This window comes from Runella aurantiaca, assembly GCF_003339505.1.
GTDB lineage: Bacteria > Bacteroidota > Bacteroidia > Cytophagales > Spirosomataceae > Runella > Runella aurantiaca.
The window spans coordinates 264077-279648 of the sequence record NZ_QPIW01000004.1 but is presented as its reverse complement, the minus strand read 5'-3'; the positions used below and the strand labels follow the sequence as shown (position 1 = coordinate 279648).

Annotated in this window: 9 protein-coding genes; 5 read left to right on the top strand and 4 right to left on the bottom strand. The window is 42.3% G+C overall.

Translation table 11 applies throughout. The annotated features are described in order from the left end of the window. Nucleotides 1-585: 585 nt before the first annotated feature. Complete coding sequence (locus DVG78_RS08030) at nucleotides 586-3780, bottom strand: CotH kinase family protein (protein ID WP_114460575.1); 3195 nt, start codon at nucleotides 3778-3780, stop codon at nucleotides 586-588. 31 nt (nucleotides 3781-3811) lie between these two features. Beyond that, nucleotides 3812-7060 (bottom strand): CotH kinase family protein, encoded by a 3249-nt coding sequence (locus DVG78_RS08025; RefSeq protein WP_114460574.1) that lies wholly within the window; start codon nucleotides 7058-7060, stop codon nucleotides 3812-3814. A gap of 677 nt (nucleotides 7061-7737) precedes the next feature. On the opposite strand from DVG78_RS08025, the gene DVG78_RS08020 reads away from it, so the two are divergent. The 4 genes from DVG78_RS08020 (at nucleotide 7738) to DVG78_RS08005 (ending at nucleotide 12520) form a co-directional block, all read left to right on the top strand. Next, nucleotides 7738-8856, top strand: a complete 1119-nt coding sequence (locus DVG78_RS08020; protein WP_114460573.1) for a sensor histidine kinase — start codon at nucleotides 7738-7740, stop codon at nucleotides 8854-8856. Continuing rightward, nucleotides 8853-9629, top strand: coding sequence for a LytR/AlgR family response regulator transcription factor (locus tag DVG78_RS08015; protein ID WP_114460572.1), 777 nt, complete (start codon nucleotides 8853-8855; stop codon nucleotides 9627-9629). Before DVG78_RS08020 ends, DVG78_RS08015 begins: the two co-directional genes overlap by 4 nt. Before the next feature lie 409 nt (nucleotides 9630-10038). After that, nucleotides 10039-10827, top strand: a complete 789-nt coding sequence (locus DVG78_RS08010; RefSeq protein WP_114460571.1) for a hypothetical protein — start codon at nucleotides 10039-10041, stop codon at nucleotides 10825-10827. 43 nt (nucleotides 10828-10870) lie between these two features. Beyond that, entirely contained in the window at nucleotides 10871-12520 is a 1650-nt protein-coding gene (locus DVG78_RS08005; RefSeq protein WP_114460570.1) for a serine hydrolase, read from the top strand. A gap of 71 nt (nucleotides 12521-12591) precedes the next feature. Here DVG78_RS08005 and DVG78_RS08000 read toward each other — a convergent pair whose 3' ends face one another. Both DVG78_RS08000 and DVG78_RS07995 read right to left on the bottom strand, forming a co-directional pair. Next, nucleotides 12592-13749, bottom strand: coding sequence for a threonine synthase (locus DVG78_RS08000; protein ID WP_114460569.1), 1158 nt, complete (start codon nucleotides 13747-13749; stop codon nucleotides 12592-12594). Between the two features lie 81 nt (nucleotides 13750-13830). Continuing rightward, nucleotides 13831-14727: a LysR substrate-binding domain-containing protein gene (locus tag DVG78_RS07995; protein ID WP_114460568.1), complete on the bottom strand. Its 897-nt coding sequence runs from the start codon at nucleotides 14725-14727 to the stop codon at nucleotides 13831-13833. A 340-nt stretch (nucleotides 14728-15067) separates the two neighbouring features. On the opposite strand from DVG78_RS07995, the gene DVG78_RS07990 reads away from it, so the two are divergent. Continuing rightward, on the top strand, nucleotides 15068-15553 hold the full coding sequence (locus DVG78_RS07990) for a hypothetical protein (protein ID WP_114460567.1): 486 nt from the start codon (nucleotides 15068-15070) through the stop codon (nucleotides 15551-15553). Nucleotides 15554-15572 lie beyond the last annotated feature (19 nt).

The window sequence follows — 15572 nt, the reverse complement described above, 5'->3', positions numbered from 1 at the left end:
AACATAGGTCAATGGATTGTTAATAATCAAAAAAACGTTTTCTAAATATATCACCCCAAATAGGCAAAAAATATATCTTTTAATATAAATAGCTGTTTTTCTTGATGTAAATAACTACCAACCACCACCCTGAATCAAATGCATAATTATTCCATTTATTTTAATTTATCTCAAAAAGTTATCAAACGGTCTTTCTTTTTGAACTACATTTTTAATTAAAAAAATGCATCAAATATTGAATAACTCCATCCTTAATTCGTAAAACCATCATTATTTGTATACTTCAATTTAATTTAAGGCGTTGCGCCGCAATGGAACAAAATAAGCAAGAGAAAAAATGGTTAATTTTGCCGCTACCTTTGTAGAAGGAAAAAGGTAATTAATTATGCAAATAGTAGACTTATGCACTAAATTACGGTTAGATAAAAACAGTAAGATATTTTTTTCTAACCGTAAAAAGAAAAAACAAACTACAGGTTCTTGCGTTTAAACACACCAAGAAGCGTTTCTATCCAAAAAATTTTGCACTAATGAATATGCCTTTTTCCCAACCGTTTTAGAATCAATAAACGAGTTCATTTTCCCCTACGGACAGCCCTTGATTTGGGCTTGAAACACCGCTCCCTGGCTCGTATTAAAACCCGCGTTCAGTTCAATAAAGCGTTTGGCCTCGTACAATACATTTGAACTACTACCCACACTCACCCTCGAAAACAAGACGCCATCTTTCTCCGTGCTCATACCCGATACCGTAGTCCCGCTCAATACTCGCTTGCTCTCCACAATAATATCATCCACCCCCAACTCATCTCGATTACCACTCGTGCCTACCTTGTGATAATAACGCCACAACAAGTACACATAAGGCTGATTCAACAATGTACTCGGTAGGTTCATTTTCAGCACCGAACTACTCCCAGCGGCTCCTCGACTGTATTCTACCACTTGGTTATTGGCATCTAATACATCTGCAAATCCCTCGATTTTATCAATACTATACTGAAGTCGAATCCCATATTCCTGTGCTCCCCTTGAAACCGTCCGCCCCGTCCAAATCACACTTACACTGTCCTTGCCTACCGTATTCAAAACTAAAAGAGCACCGCCTAGCTTCGTGCCGGGGTAAACCGTACCGCTGCCCGTATTCACAAACGATACCCCGTTTGCCCCCTGACCACGAATACGGGTGCCGCTCGTTAGGGCATACCCCCCCGTGGTAAAACCCTTTACATCCGAATTCAATCCCGGGTCGGTGTCGACCATGTACACAAATTTCATATTTGCTGGAAATGTACCCGCCGCAGAGGTAGAAGCCCACTCCTTAAAAACATAACCACACGACTCTAAGGTAGCAGCCACCAAAGTGGGCTCAAATACCGCCGTATAGCTGCGGGCAGCGCTCGCCGTAATGGTCTGCACGCTATCGGTCAGTATCGTTGCGTTGTAGACCCAATGTTTGAACTTATAGCCAAGTTTCGGACGTGCCCGTAGCACTACGGGAATCGAATTATCAGACTTAAAAAAATAGCTACCCGTCCAAGGATAGGGCGAAGCATTCACGCCTGTAGTACTCGGCAAAATATCAATGGTGTTGACCCGCACATAACCGTGGGCAGGATTGGACACATTGACCGTCAAGTTGTACTGACCGCTAAGACCAAATTTGCTTTGGATATGGGTCTGCTGATAGCCTGGGCGCTGTTGAAAAAAAAGAACACAATTAGCAATTTTCGACAGCCACGCTGCGCTATCTGATAAGGTTTTCCAACGCTCAAGATGGGCCGGAATCTCGGCGCTTATCCCATTGCGTTTTGCTTCAATAAAACCCGTGAGATAAGAAGTAGTGAATACTGTATTCATTAAATCGGCGAATCGATTGATAAAGTCGTTCCGAAATGTCTGATTCTGTAATAACTTTCCCAACAGAAAGCCTGCGTCCCAATAATTTGTAAATGAAGAAGCAATCGACAATCTATTATCCGTCCAATTACTTATTGTAGCATCGGCATCATACAAGCTCCACCGCCACCGGCCATCGTGCCCCAAAGGTGCTGATGGATTATAAGGGACTTGCAAACGCCAATATTTAATATTATTGGTTCCCCAATCCTGATTATTGTAAAATATCTCGGTTATCTGATAGTCGCGAAAGCTTTCCACATCCATCTGGGTTTGAACATAATCATAGTGGGTATTGCTTACTACACCATTGGTATTAATATAACTAATCATCGACCTATAGTGAGTAGTAGTGCCCTCTTCAATCTCTTCTCCTATGATATCCAGGCTATCTTCATTCACTCCGTATTTTTGCGCGTAATAGTGTTTATCTTGCCGCTGACGCATATTATGAATACCCCAATATTCGCCGTTCAAAAAAAGCAATGCTGGTCGATACGCCTGAATATCAATCTTCAGGTGGGCGACCGTTTCATGGACCAGCGCATCCTTAAAAAATGTTCCGTTGTAATCATTCCCTGCATTCCGCAGGATAAATGTTTTATATTCATCATACGGCAATTGAGGAAACAAAGGGTGCTCAATGGTTTTGTATTGGTCCGTACCGTACAAACGCAATGATTTAAATTTAAATCCCCGGGACCAGCCCCCATTGATGCGAATCCCCACATCTTGCTTATAGACTACGGTATCGGATTCAATAATTTCAAAATGAGATGCCCGTTCGGCAGGCTCACCTGTACGTCGATAATTAGCTGGACTTCCAAAATCGGGGATGAGTGTGGGGTTGGCATTTCGCCAGTTGTCAAAATCAATTCCTGGTACATAAATCCCGTTGTTGTAGGAAAATAACCCATCCTCCTGCGACATCACCGACACGACGGGTAGCGTAAACTTATTGACTCCACTCGATGAAAAGAAAAATGAACTCGATGTAATCTCACTCGTCAAAGCCCCTGCCTTCACCGCCACTGCCCGAATCACCTTCCCCTTATAAAGCGGAGCCGTCGGTAAATAATCCAAATTTGAGCTGTGTGTACTGGCTATCGTGCTGATTTTGTTGGGTAAATTCGAGGCATCATCTACCGTCAAAGGGCTCGTGTAGCTATACGACTGGTACTGCTTCGTCTGGTTGCTGCCCGGATAGTTGTTGCGGTAGGTATAGCTCTGAGGTGTCAAATTCCCCGCCGAAGGTACCGACCCATCTGTGGTGTAATAAATACTCACCCCAGGGTCCGGATGGCTAATCGTTAAACCAAAACTACTGCTGTAAAAACCTCCTGCATGGGAAAAAACTGGCGGGCTCAACAACTCATCATAACTGTTAGTAACCACATTGGCTGACCCAGGCGTGGGCACCGTAAAATACTTAAACGTAGTTCCACCGTTGGGCAGCCGACCATAAGATATGTCCATCCGTTGGGGGCCAAACGTCAGACTATCCACAATACTCAGCCCATCTGGCATCACCAACGCTACCCGCTCACCATCGGCCGACAACGAAAAACTCGTGTGAGTTGCGCCACTTGACACCGTACTGCTGGCCCAAATCAACAAATAACCGTTGGCAGGAACCACCACTTGTCCTGTGGTAGAAGTAAACCGAAATTTCTTCAAATTTGAATAATCGTCCGTCAGATAATAGCCCGCCAAGTCTATCGCAGCTCCGCTTGGATTATGAAGCTCTACCCAATCAGAATACACCCCAACATTGTCAACAACCGTATTCTCATTCGACGCCATGAGTTCATTAATCTTAATCTGGGCCCTAATAAGCGTAGCATTCGCCAACAGAAGCAGGAGGGTAAAATGGTTTTTCATTCGATGTAAGAGTTGAGTTATTCATTTTTCCCTACGGACAGCCTTTGATTTGGGCTTGAAACACCGCTCCCTGGCTCGTATTAAAACCCGCGTTCAGTTCAATAAAGCGTTTGGCCTCGTACAATACCTGCGAACTACTGACCACACTTGCCGTCGAAAACAAGGCACCATCATTCTCCGTGCTCACACCCGATACCGTAGTCCCGCTCAACACCCGTTTACTCTCCACAAAAATGTCATCTATACCCAATTCGTCGCGACTCCCACTTGTGACAACTTTTCGATAATAGCGCCACAACAACTGAATATAGGGTTGGTTCAACAAACTAGACGGCAAGTTTACTTCAAACACAACACTGTCTCCCACAACCCCACGGTTGTATTCAATTACCTGACTGTTTGCGTCCAATAAATCCACAAAGCTAACTTGGTCCCCAATACGGTATTGCAATCGAATCGCATGTTGTTGTGCCCCAATCGCCAATGTCCGCCCCGTCCATCTTACTTTTACAGTATCCTTTTCTGTTGTATTAAGCGCTAAAATTGCTCCGCCCAGTTTTATTCCTGGATAGCCCAGATTACCGTCAACATTACCCGTATTGACAAACGATATACCCTTCGTATTCAGTCCATTAATACGCGTACGGCTCGTCAAATTGTACACTCCACTCGTAAAGCCCGCAATATTCGAATTAACCCCAGGGTCAGTATCCGCCATATACACAAATTTCATGTTGTTAGGCGTAGTACCAGCCGCCGAGGTAGAATCCCACGCGGTGAAACTATATCCGCACACTTCCAATAATGCGGCCGTAGGCACTGGATTGTCTGACAATATCGCTGACTCAAAAACCGCCGTATAGCTTCGGGCCGAAGTAGCCGTAATTATCTGTACACTGTCGGTCAGTATCGTTGCGTTGTAAACCCAATGTTTGAACTTATAGCCAAGTTTCGGACGTGCCCGGATCACCACCGAAATAGAGTTATCAGATTTATAAAAGTATTTACCGGTCCAAGGGTAAGGCGAAGCGCTCACCCCGGGGGTTGTTGGCAAAATATCAATTGTGTTGACACGCACATATCCATGGTCAGGATTGGAAACATTGACTGTTAAGTCGTACTGACCACTAAGACTAAAACGACTCTGAATATGTCCACGAACAATGGGAGGTCGGAGCGTGGCAAACGTTGTCATCAAGTTTACAAACCCCTGCCAATTTGCATACGTTGAAGGACGCTGCCACCGGGTGATATTCCCTCTTATTTCTGCATCAATGACATTTTTTTGGGCGTTGATAATTTCCAGCAAGCGATCGGGTTGAAAATGGGTATTTATCAAATCAGCATATCGGGTAATGAACTGGTTTTTGAACTCAGTGTTCTCAATGAGGTATTTATAAGGATAATCAGCAGTATTGGGATTATCAAATTTGGTAAAATAGTTTTCATTGTATTCTTCAAAACTCAAATCGGTGTCGTACAAAGCCCAACGCCAACGACCGTCTTTCCCTTTCGGTTTGGTAGGTGAGTAAGGTGTTTTGTATCTCCAATACGTAATATTCCCAATGGGCCAATCCCAGTTAGCAGCATAAAGCTCCATTGCTGTATAGTCAATAAAACTCTCAATGTCAATCCGTTCCTTAATGTAATCATAGTTTGAGGTGTTGGACATGGCATTATTCTTCATAAAATTGAGCGTAACTCCCCAGTGCCCCGAGTCATCCTCAATTTCGGGCACGTTGTTATCATTAAAGCCCGAATAATACTCTATCGAGTCAGCGTCAATATTGAAATGATTGGCATAATGGTACTCATCGAGGCGTTCTGTAATGTGGTGAATACCCCAGTACTCTCCGTTGATAAACATCACCGAAGGACGCGACTGCTGATTTTCAAAGTTTAGCCCTTCGGCCATTTGCGAAATAGAGGCATCCTTAAACAACGTTCTTTCGTAGTCGTTTCCCGATGTTTTCATCATAAAACGCTTAAAATTGGTAAAAGGAAGCGTAGGAACGAGTGGATAATTGTACTCCGTGTCGCCGTAAGCGCCACTGGCATAGAAGCGTAGACTTTTCTTATCGAGATCTCTCGAACCTGACCCGTGTATACGTAGCCCTACATTCTGACTAAAGTTTACACCGTTTGTATCCAATATTTCAAAATTGACGGGAATTTCGGTAGAGCGATTATAATTTTTTTCGGTACCCGACGTGTTGGTTCCATTCCTGTAATCCACAAAATCTTTTCCTGCAACGTAAATTCCGTCGGTATAATCAAAAAGTCGACTAGCGGTGGTCTGGATAGATATGACCGGAACAGTATATTTTGACAATCCAGAAGGCGTAAAAAAGTAAATTTTAGAGATGATTTCGCTCGGCAATTTCCCTGGCACATACACTCTGGCACGTACGGTCGTTCCTTTATACACCGAGTCGGCCTGCGGTGGTGTATAGCTATATTTTATCGTGGTCGAAATACTAGAAACGACGTTGGGCAGTACGGGTGAATTTCGGTTTATAATACTGATAGGGGTACCATTGTACTGATATGACCGGTAAGTGTTTGTGTAACTTGGCCCAGCCATTTGACCTACCAATTCAGGGTATTGGTTCTTGTAATAATAATTGGTTCCCGCTAAGTTGTCGCTACTTGGATCAGAGCCATCTGTGGTATAATAGATGATCCCCCCTGGCTCTGTGCTACTGATAGTCAACGAAAAAGCACTTGGGTAAAAACCACTTTCAGCCGAAAATACGGGAGATGCTGCCAAACCCGTATACGCATTCGCCGTAAGATTTACAGAACCCGGCGACGCTGGTGAAAAATACTTAAAAGTAGTCGAGCCGTTCGGTTCTCTGCCGTAAGATACATCCCTCCACTGCGATCCAAACGACAAGCTGTCTACAATCGTTAAGCCATCAGGTAAAACCAACGCCAATGCCTCGCCATCCGCAGAAAGCGAAAAGCTTGTGTGCTTGGGCCCACGTGTTACCTCGCCACTAGCCCAAATAATTAAATAACCATTGGCAGGCACTACCACCTGCCCCATTGTAGTTGTAAATTGAAACTTGGTTTTATTGGAGAAATTATCGGTGATGTAATACCCTGCTAAATCAATCGCAGATGCCGTAGGATTGTATAGCTCCAGCCAATCGGAGTACCCGCCAGCATTATCAGTGATGGTAGTGGCATTTGAGGCCATCAATTCATTGATTTTTATTTGTGCCGACGACAAAATGGAATTGCACAAAAAAAGGAGAAGAAGTATATTTTTTTTCATAGGGCATAAAATGATGTAGGGTAATATTTCAATGTAAGCTAAAACCAACAGCAATTGCGTAGAAAACTAGCTCTTCTTCACACCCTAACCCACTTCTGAGTTGCCCAAATGATTCCTACCCATAATTATTCATGGTCTACTATCTCTAAACTACGAATCAAAAAAGACTATAAAATAGCGCTCTGAAAACCAACTCAATGTATTGCTCAAGGCATTACTTTTTATCCGTTCTAATTTATACCTAAACGTTTTTTTATGTAAAATATCTAAGTATAAGGCTACCTTACTCTGTATTTTTGCGTAATACAATTATAAATGTTTATGCTTAGACAAAGCCAAAAATGCCTACAGAATATACTGAAAAGTTATCAAACGGTCGATTATTAATCAATACTCGTTAAAAGTACCCGTATTGAAAATTGAATTCTCAATTCGACATACCTCGTATGTCTCTTTTTGATTACATTTTATACAGATCCACTTCTGTTATATCAGGTATATTTTTCAACATTTATCCACCATTTTTTAGACGATACGCTGAAGGTACCAGTAGTTGAATCATACACACCGTCGTTAAAAAACACTCAAGTCTTGATGCAGGGCATTCATTGACTCAAAATCAGGATTCAGGCGTATTGATTTGGTATTCATGGCCCCATAATTTATTTTTATAGGCAATGAACACCCCCCACTCCGCCCGGCTTACGACTCGCCAAAAATGGCAACTCGCATTAAGTATCTCCATTATTTATATGCCGCTTCGGGTGTACATAAGTATTTATGATTTCGAGGAGATTTCGCTGGCCCAAAGACTTCCATTATGGGTGATGGAAATTACGGTCATTGTGCTCTTTTTCTTTGTTTGGATAAGCGTTATAGAATGGATTCAACAACAACTATTTGGGTGGTTTGGTACTGACTTTTTGATGGAGTTTAAAATTCCCGCCCAATTGGCGATGTTTGTCATTGCCTGCGCCATGGCTGTTGTCTATAATACGGGCTTCCGAACATTATGGAGTACTGCCGAGAGTGCCCTAGAAACGCAATTTGGACTTACCCAAAACAGGTCTTCTCAAAGTACAATGGCGCTTCAATACACGAGAAGCCAAAAGAAAAAATCGAATAATGGCCTTACCATCATGGCTCTACTATCGGCTTTTTATTTAGCCTCCAACCGAAGAGCGTATTATCAATTGAGTGAAATCCAAATCGAAACCGAACGTTTGGAAAAAGAAAATGCTCAGGCAAAATTTACGGCCCTGAGAAATCAAGTAAGTCCTCATTTTTTGTTTAATAATTTCAGTATCCTGACGTCGCTGATTGAAACCAACCCCGCTTTATCCATCCAATTTATCAGTCGACTGTCAAAAGCCTATCGTTATATTTTAGAACAAAGCGACCACGAGCGTATCATTTTGAAAAAAGAACTAGACTTTCTCAAAACCTATATTTTTTTACTTAATACGCGTTTTGACGATAAGCTACAGGTGAGCATCGACCTCTCGGAACACCACGCGGGACATTATTCCGTAGCGCCCCTCACGTTGCAGTTATTAATTGAAAACGCCGTGAAACACAACCAAATGTCAGCCGAGGCTCCCCTCAAAGTTTCTATTTTTATCGAATCGAATTACTTAATTGTGAGCAATCCCATACGGCTCCGTCCTAAACTGGACACCTCTACTGGTTTAGGGCTACAAAATATCATTAATCGTTACAAACTGCTGACAGCTTATCCCGTTTTGGTCGTGGACGATGAGACTGTTTTTGTGGTTAAAATTCCACTTCTGACATGAATGTCCTGATTATTGAAGATGAAAAATTAACGGCGCAGCGACTAGCAACGTTACTCAACCGCTACGACCCTAGTATTAAGATAGTAGCACAACTTCCTTCAGTCACCAAAACGGTGCATTGGTTTAAAGAAAACCAATATGATTGGCCCGATTTACTGTTTCTTGATATTCACTTAGAAGATGACCTAGGGTTTCGAATCATTGAAGAACTGCAACTTACCATACCCGTTATTTTTACGACCGCCTACGATGACTATATGCTTCAAGCATTTAAGGTCAACAGCATTGATTATTTGCTTAAGCCCATTGATCCAAACGAGTTGGCCGCTGCGTTGGATAAATTCAAGGCATTGTGGCAAAACAAACCCATCCCATCCACTGAAAACAATGTATCGGCGCTGCTTCAAATTCTCAAAAAATCAACAACCCCCGCCTACAAAGACCGTTTTATGGTTACAATAGGGACGAAACTTCGCAGCATAAAAACCCCAGACATCGCTTATTTTTCGTTCGAAGAAAAAGCAACGTTGCTAACCACCCACGAAGGTCTTCGCCTCATTGTGGATTATAGCCTCGAACGACTAGTCCAAGTTCTCGACCCGCATCTTTTCTTTCGACTCAATCGGTCTTTTCTGGTTGCGCTATCTGCCATTCATACCGTACATACGTATTCGGGTGGAAAACTTAAAGTCGAAGTTGTTCCCCCACCACGACAGGAAATCTTTGTGAGCGGCGACCGAGTAACCAGCTTTAAAGAATGGTTTGGAAAATAAGTCGGTTTGAAACAACTCCGTGATTCAACTCCACAAATACCCGATTTAGCTACTGAAAACAGGCATTTAGGCACTTTCATTTGGGGGCTATGGCATTCTTTTGCATTTTTGAAGCATAAACACACATTATTAACACCCTTATTAAAATGCCCTTTCAACCTCCGCTACAACCGTTTGCGGCGTATTTCCTATTCAACCGAGACAAAAACATTGCCACGCAAAAGTCCCTTTTTGCGTAAAAATTTTTTAGATAAATTAAGTGAGTAAGCCACGCGAAAGACCTTGTTTTTCGCGTGCTTAATTTTTTTACTCCCTTATTCGACCTAATAATAAGTCCCTGACGATTGTATAGGATATGTAAAAAACCCGAAGTAAGTTTGACTCATTGTCATTGCTTTACTTCACATTCATGAAACGAATCCTTTCTCTTCTCCTAGTTTTGGGGGTATTAGTTACAAGTTGTTCAAAACCAGAACAGCAGCAGGGAGAATCTGCGGCCAGCACTACCCCAGATTTCAAAACGACGACTGTTGCCCTTCCTTTTTCGGGGTATTGGTTGAGCGAAAGCTATTTTAACGACATCAAAACGCACCAATCGCCACAAAAATCACAAGAAGGAAGCGAAGAAGTTTTTGTGGTCATACCAGACAGTACCCTCCAACCCACCATGATGGTCTGGAATTTTCACGAGGGGAGTGAAGAAATCACGGTCCTAAAAAAAGACGGCGCCTACCAACTCTACGAAGTAGTAATCGACAGTCTAACGCGCGCCCTGAAAGACATCAAAATAATCTCGCCCACCAAAATCGAAATCGGCAATAAGGCCTTCGTAAAAATCAGTCCTCATGCCAAACCTAACGAGAAAAACAATCCGTTCATTCTGGAAGAAATCCTGTTTAAAGGCAAATACAGCTTGGCTGACGGCAAAGAAGTTGAATTTAAAAACAACGGTGAAGTAACAGGTTTGGAAAACTACCGTTATTATCAACCAGCCATTGACTACATTGGACCAGGATTGCAGATTGACCAAGTGAGTTTGAGCAGTACCGAAGACAGAAAAGAATGGATGGCCTTCAAATTTCGAGGAGATACGCTGCGTATTTACCAAATAAAATGCATAGAATTTGACAAATCCAATAACGAATGTGGATTAGCCGATTTCGGAGCGCTGAAACACACCCTAGTACGAAAAAAATAAAAGCACAGCCGATTTACATTTACCTTCAACCAACAATCATTCCATGAAAACCTTAAGAATCCTCTTTGTTTCTATTTGGTACTTTGCCGCTGGGATAGTTTTGGCCCAAAGCCCGGCCCTTACGTCAGAATTTGACAAGCTACTCACCGACCAATTCAAGCCCAACGAATCGGGCGCAACGGTGCTGGTGGCGCAAAAAGGAAAAATCATTTACCAAAAAGCACTTGGGCAGGCCAATTTGGAGTTGAACGTACCGATGCAAACGTCGATGGTTTTTCGCATCGGCTCCATTACAAAACAGTTTACGGCGGTGGCTATTCTGCAACTGATGGAGCAGGGAAAACTGAGTTTGGAGGATGAAATCACGAAGTTTATTCCCGATTATCCTACCCACGGCCACAAAATAACCGTTGAACACCTGCTGACCCACACCTCTGGTATCAAGAGTTACACCGACATGAAGGAGTTTGGTGATGTGATTCAGAAGGATATGAAACCCGAAGAACTCATCAATTTCTTCAAGAATCAGCCCATGGATTTTGCCCCGGGCACTCAGTGGCACTACAACAACTCGGGCTTTTTTCTACTCGGGTACATCATCGAAAAAGTATCGGGCAAAACCTATCCCGATTACGTTGAGCAGGTATTTTTTAAGCCGCTGGGCATGGCCCATTCTTATTACGGAAACGACGCCAAGTTGATTCCAAACCGGGCGGCGGGTTATGAACGCGGAAAAGATGGCATTCAGAATGCCTCTCCCATGAGCATGACATTGCCCTACGCAGCGGGCTCCATCCAATCCACGGTCGAAGATTTGTGGAAATGGCACCAAGCCGTCCATGCCTTCCAGTTGGTGAGAAAAGAAACGTTGGAGAAGGCATTTACGCCCTATAAACTTACCAATGGCAAACCAACCAATTATGGCTACGGGTGGTTTTTGGGGGATATTCAGGGAAGTGCAACCATCGAACACGGCGGGGGTATCAATGGATTTTTAACAAGCTCGATTTATTTACCCAAAGAAGATGTGTTTGTGGCCGTTTTCTCTAATTCTACCGCCAAATCCCCCGATAATGTCGCCGCCAAATTGGCCGCTTGGGCCATTGACAAGCCCTATAATTTCAAAGAAGTTGCGCTGGATGAAAACACCTTAAAAGGCTACATAGGCGTGTATGAAAACCCTGAAGCAGGTCAACGGATTATTTCTTTAGAAAACGGCAAGCTCTACTCTCAGCGTACAGGAGGCCCCAAATCGCTGATAAAACCTTACGAAAAAGACAAGTTCTTTTTTGAAACTTCATTATCATTTCTCAATTTCCAACGCAATATCAATCAGATGATTACGGGGGTCATTTCTAGTCAGCGGGGAGCACAGACCATGCTTTGGACCAAAACCGACAAACCGATTCCCACGCGCATGGAGCAAAAAGTAGACGAAACGATTTTAGCTAAATACACGGGGGATTATCAACTCGCACCGGGTTTTATTCTTAGCATTACCCAAGAAGGCCAAAAACTCTTTGCACAGGCAACGGGTCAGGGAAAAAATGAACTCTTCGCCGAGTCAGAAACCAAGTTTTTTCTTAAAGTAGTCGATGCACAGGTAGAGTTCTTTAAAAGCGAAACCGGCCAAGTCGACAAATTGATTTTATACCAAGGAGGTCAAAAAATCGAAGGAAAAAAGTCCAGATAGAAATATAAACGCTGATTTTTAAGAAAATAGATTAATTTTAAATCTTTAAAAATCAGCGCTTTTACTCTTTATTATTCGAAGTTTTCCATGTATTTATAGGCGAATCCCGTATTGAGCAGTAGAATTTTTTCGTTGTGGCTCAAGACTCCCAAATGAACCATTTTTTTTAATCCAGCCCATATAGCTCCTCCTTCGGGAGCTGCAAATACTCCCTCTTTCATCATTAATTCACGCATTCCTGCCATGAGCTCCTCTTCGGTGACCGTATAAACCCCTCCTTTTGATTGGTTCAAAACATTAATAATCAACCCCTTTGCAAAAGGATAAGGTACCGCCAACCCGTTGGCAAGTGAAGGCTTGGGTGAAAACTCCTCATGGTTTACTTCACTCCAAATAGGCGCGCAATTGGCTGTCTGTATAGCAATCATTCTTGGTAATTTACCGCTAATCCATCCAAGTGTCAACATCTCATCAAACGCTTTCCAGATACCTATCAATCCCGTGCCACCGCCCGTTGGGTAAATAATAACGTCTGGTAACTCCCATCCAAACTGCTCGGCAATCTCAAAACCCATCGTTTTTTTCCCTTCCAGTCGATACGGTTCTTTCATCGTCGATACATCAAAAAGGTTTGGGTCTTTTTCTTTCATCTCCCTAACTTTTTGCCCACACGCATCAATCAACCCATTGATTTCAATAAGATTAGCTCCAAAACTTCGGCATTCTTCCTTGAAAATATGCGGGGTAAATGTAGGCATCACTACCGTAGCTTCAATGCCAGCTTTGGCACAATAAGCACTCATTGCACCACCCGCATTGCCCGCCGTCGGAACAATACAATGCTTAATGCCCAATTCTTTTGCTTTTGAAATTGCGACACTCATACCCCTTGCTTTAAACGAGCCCGTTGGGTTGGAAGATTCATCTTTAAGATACAACTGTTCAAAACCATATTCATGCGAAAGACGCTGTAAAGAAATAATCGAAGTCATTCCTTCGCCAAGGCTTACGATATTTTCGGGATTAAGAACGGGCAAAAGGGCTTCATAGCGCCAAAGGCTTGTTTTGGGTAACAATTCCTTTTTTGAAAGCCCATTGAAGTTATAACCCACAAGTAAGGGTCTAGTACAGCACGGAGAAAAAGTGAGAAGTTCAGTAAATTCATATTCTTTTTCACAAGCTGAGCATTTGACATTTAAAGCATGGCTAAATGTAGTTTCAGTGGCCATTTTTTGAGTTGTTTTTCAACAAAAATAGCCCTACAACTATAACTAATCAAATCATATTTAACTATATAATATAGCTAAAAGTTATACATTTTGTTGAGCAAAACGCCGAAAAATAGTACGTAGTTTGTGATTATCCTCTCCCTGCCGCTGGATAAAAGAAAAGTCTCGCTCCATTTTTAACCCTGCAATTTCTACCCTATATAGCTCACCAGTTTCCAGTTCTTTTTTCACTGAGCGCTCAGGTAAAAAACCTAAACCCGTATCTTGCAACAGGAAATTTTTAAGTGCTTCAGTCCCTCCCAAACGTACTTTTACTTTCAAATCCGTTATCCGAATATCATGTTTAAGCAGCGATTGTGTCAGTGTTGCCAGTGTACCTGAGCCGTATTCTCTCAACACTATCGGAACTTCCTTAAGTTTTTGGATGGGCAGAGGAGATTGGTTTTTCCAATCGCTTAAAGAAGAACATATCGGGATAATTTCATCGACTAAAAAAGGGGAATACTCTACCTCGCTGTAACTTTTATTGCCCTCAATAATCCCTAAGTCAATATCACGGCCAATGAGGGCTTTCAGGATATTGGTTGAATTGCGGTTCATAAGACTGATTTCAATGTTGGGATACGCCCGATGAAACGCCGATAAAATTTTAGGAAGTACGTATAAGGCAACAGTAGTACTCGCGCCCAAACGCAATTGTCCGTTGGCATCAGCTTCATTTTGAAGTGCACTCATTTCAAACACAAGATTTTCCTGAATCTCTTTGGCTTGCAGTAAATTCTTGAGCAGTACTTCTCCGGCGGGAGTTAGTGAAATTTGCGTCCCTTTACGCTCAAATAGCGCCATTTTGTATTCATATTCAAGGTTTTTTATATGTTTACTAACGGCTGGTTGGCTAATAAACAGAATCTCGCTCGCTTTTGAAAAACTCAAATGCAAAGCAACTTGAATGAAAATTTGATGCCGAATCGAAAGCACTCGCTTTATAAAGTTAAATATGTGCAGGTATTATCATTGCAGAATTGTCAAATTTCAGTCGGAATCTTCGAAAATGCAAACTGAGGCATAAACAGGGTTTTAACGATATTTTTTTTCGATTCAATTTGACATAATCAACTTGAAAAGCTAATTTAACATAACCAATAGGCCTCTTTGCCTCGATTTCTTCCGCACACTTCTCTTAACAAGTTTTTCTCCACACACCTTTTTTATAATTCTCTGATACACAGAGCATAAACCAATTGATTCATCCCGAATCAGCGTTATTTCTATTTTTCAAGCCGCTTACCCTTTATCTAAACTCAAATCAATAAATCAAATGAAAAACTCCCTACGCTTCGTTATTGCATCTGCTTTGATGCTGTTTTCTTTAGCCTCCTTTACGCCCAATGTCGACAAGACCTATTATTGGGATGATTACAACATCGAAATAACGGTACCCAACGATTTCAAAATAACAAAGGATACAAAAAATGAATTTGAAATGGCGGGTGAAGGCATGGAACTTTTCATGTACATCTGGAACCAAAAAGCCATCAGTGCGGCCGACATTGACGACGCCACCATTGCCGCCGCCAAAACCCTCAAACTCACCGAAGTGGACGACGAAGGCACGTTTGAAAACGATGATTTTGCGGGTTATTACGTAGAAGGCTTTAAGGATGGCGACCGCATCATGTTTGCGGGAATTGTTGACTTAAAAAGCCGTACCAATTTTTTCATTTCCATTACATTTGATGACAAAGACGAGGAAGCCGAAAAAGAAGCGATTAAAATTTTAGAGAGCATCGGCCACAAATCTTAGCCAAAAAAATAGGAGGCGG